The sequence below is a fragment of the Mesorhizobium sp. M7A.F.Ca.ET.027.03.2.1 genome (genome assembly GCF_003999175.1).
Lineage (GTDB): Bacteria > Pseudomonadota > Alphaproteobacteria > Rhizobiales > Rhizobiaceae > Mesorhizobium.
Map to the genome: position 1 here is coordinate 1 of NZ_RZOM01001079.1, position 2,102 is coordinate 2,102.

Sequence of the window (2,102 nt, forward strand, 5' to 3'; positions counted from 1 at the left end):
ATCAGGAAGGTTGCAAAACGCATCCTGGGCGGCGCCGAAATGATTGTCATCGAGGCCGCCAGCGGACTTGACGCGCTGGAGATGTGCGCCGCCGACATGCCCGACATCATCGTCGTCGATGGCGCCTTGCCCGACGTACCGGCGGTCGATCTCATCCGTCGCGTCCGGGCCATGGAGAGCCCGATAAGGCCGCAGATCCTGATTTCCCTGGTCGAGCTCGATATTGCTTCGATCATGCGGGCCAAGCGCGCCGGCGCCCAGGGCTATCTCTTGAAGCCGTTCAACCGCCCGCAGCTGCTCGAGCGCTTTCGCACCTTGAAGAGCGCACCCGATTCGGCACCCTTGAGCAATTCCAGAAAAAGTGCGTGACGGGTTTCTGCTCGGCAGCCCAAAACAGACCCTTACCAGCCGTCATGCAAAAACCCGGCCGAAGCCGGGTTTTTTTTTATGGAAAAGATTCGAGCGATTCGTCGCTCAGGCGCTGACGCGAATGTCTTCCGGTTCGCGCAGCACATAGCCGCGCCCCCAGACCGTTTCAATGTAGTTCTGACCGCCCGATGCCGCGTCGAGCTTTTTGCGCAGCTTGCAGATGAAGACGTCGATGATCTTCAACTCAGGCTCGTCCATGCCGCCATAGAGGTGGTTGAGGAACATTTCCTTGGTCAGCGTGGTGCCTTTGCGCAGCGAAAGCAACTCCAGCATCTGGTATTCCTTGCCGGTCAGGTGCACGCGCTGGCCGCCGACTTCGACGGTCTTGGCATCGAGGTTGACCACCAGGTCGCCGGTGGTGATGACCGACTGGGCGTGGCCCTTGGAGCGCCGCACGATGGCATGAATGCGGGCAACCAGCTCATCCTTGTGGAACGGCTTGGTCATGTAGTCGTCCGCGCCGAAGCCGAGGCCGCGCACCTTGTCCTCGATGCCGGCCATGCCGGAGAGGATGAGAATAGGTGTCTTGACCTTGGAAAGGCGAAGCGTTCTCAAGACCTCGTAGCCCGACATATCGGGCAGGTTGAGATCGAGAAGAATGATATCGTAGTCATAGAGCTTGCCTAGATCGACGCCCTCTTCCCCGAGATCGGTCGTGTAGACGTTGAAACTTTCCGATTTCAGCATCAGTTCGATGCTTTGTGCGGTTGCACTGTCATCTTCTATCAGCAGAACACGCATTTCATTCCCCTTTTCTGCTGCCGGACCATTTCACGACCCGTCCGGACCCGGAGCAGTGGTTGCCTTGTGCAGAGGCTGCCATTGAATGGTTAACAAATCCTAATTTCCCGTCCATGACGGTACCAGATTTTTTAACCTCTTTCTACACCCTCTTGAATCTAATAACGAATCTCAGAACCAAATTCCTAATGCAACACATTAACAACCTGGACTAAGCGACTCCAGGGACTCATCGACGTCGCTTCCGCATCGGTGGCCGGAATTTTTACCCGGCCTTAAGTCCTGACCCGTATGATTAACAATGCCCGTAAACGAATGGTTACCGTCGGCAAAAAACTTTAGGGTTTTGTTTCCCATAGTTCGGGGAAAGGCGGTGGACACGGGTGCGGCCTGGGCGTTTCCAGGTGGTTTGGACGATAAGTGCGGGTGTGCGTTTCCGGGAGTACCGAATCATGAAGTCACGTGAAAACCTCGTTCGGCTGAAACAGTTTCAGGTGAATGAGAAGCGGCGGCAGCTGCTGCAGCTCGACATGATGATCGCCGAGTTCGAACGCATGGCCGTCGAGCTGGAGCTTCAGATCACCGCCGAGGAAAAGAAGGCCGGCATCACAGACATCAACCATTTCGCCTATCCGACCTTCGCCAAGGCGGCTCGCCTGCGCCGCGACAACCTCAGGAATTCCCAAAGCGACCTCGCCCAGCAGCGAAGCGCCGCCGAATCATTACTCGGCGAAGCTGAAGCGGAGCTTTCCAAGGCGGAAATGCTGGAATCGCGCGACACGAAGATCCGCGAAGCCGAAGTCGGTGGCCGCAGCGCCATGATCGGCTAAGACCTGGCGGTTTGCCGCACCAACGCTCGCCATCAGGCTGGCGCATTGTCGCGGCTTGCGGCTCCGGCGGGAAAAATGAACCCGCCCTACGCGGCCCAATCC

Annotated in this window: 3 protein-coding genes; 2 read left to right on the forward strand and 1 reads right to left on the reverse strand. The window is 57.5% G+C overall.

The window, feature by feature from the left end; genetic code table 11:
* A partial coding sequence (locus EN750_RS31380) for a response regulator (RefSeq protein ID WP_145968095.1) occupies window positions 1-369 on the forward strand: 369 nt, incomplete at its 5' end.
* 105 nt (window positions 370-474) lie between these two features.
* Here the strand turns inward: EN750_RS31380 and ctrA are convergent.
* Window positions 475-1,170, reverse strand: coding sequence for a cell cycle two-component system response regulator CtrA (gene ctrA, locus EN750_RS31385; RefSeq protein WP_006203583.1), 696 nt, complete (start codon window positions 1,168-1,170; stop codon window positions 475-477).
* A 452-nt stretch (window positions 1,171-1,622) separates the two neighbouring features.
* Between ctrA and EN750_RS31390 the strand changes: the two genes are divergently transcribed.
* Window positions 1,623-2,000: a flagellar export protein FliJ gene (locus EN750_RS31390; protein WP_013529907.1), complete on the forward strand. Its 378-nt coding sequence runs from the start codon at window positions 1,623-1,625 to the stop codon at window positions 1,998-2,000.
* The last annotated feature ends 102 nt before the right edge of the window (window positions 2,001-2,102 follow it).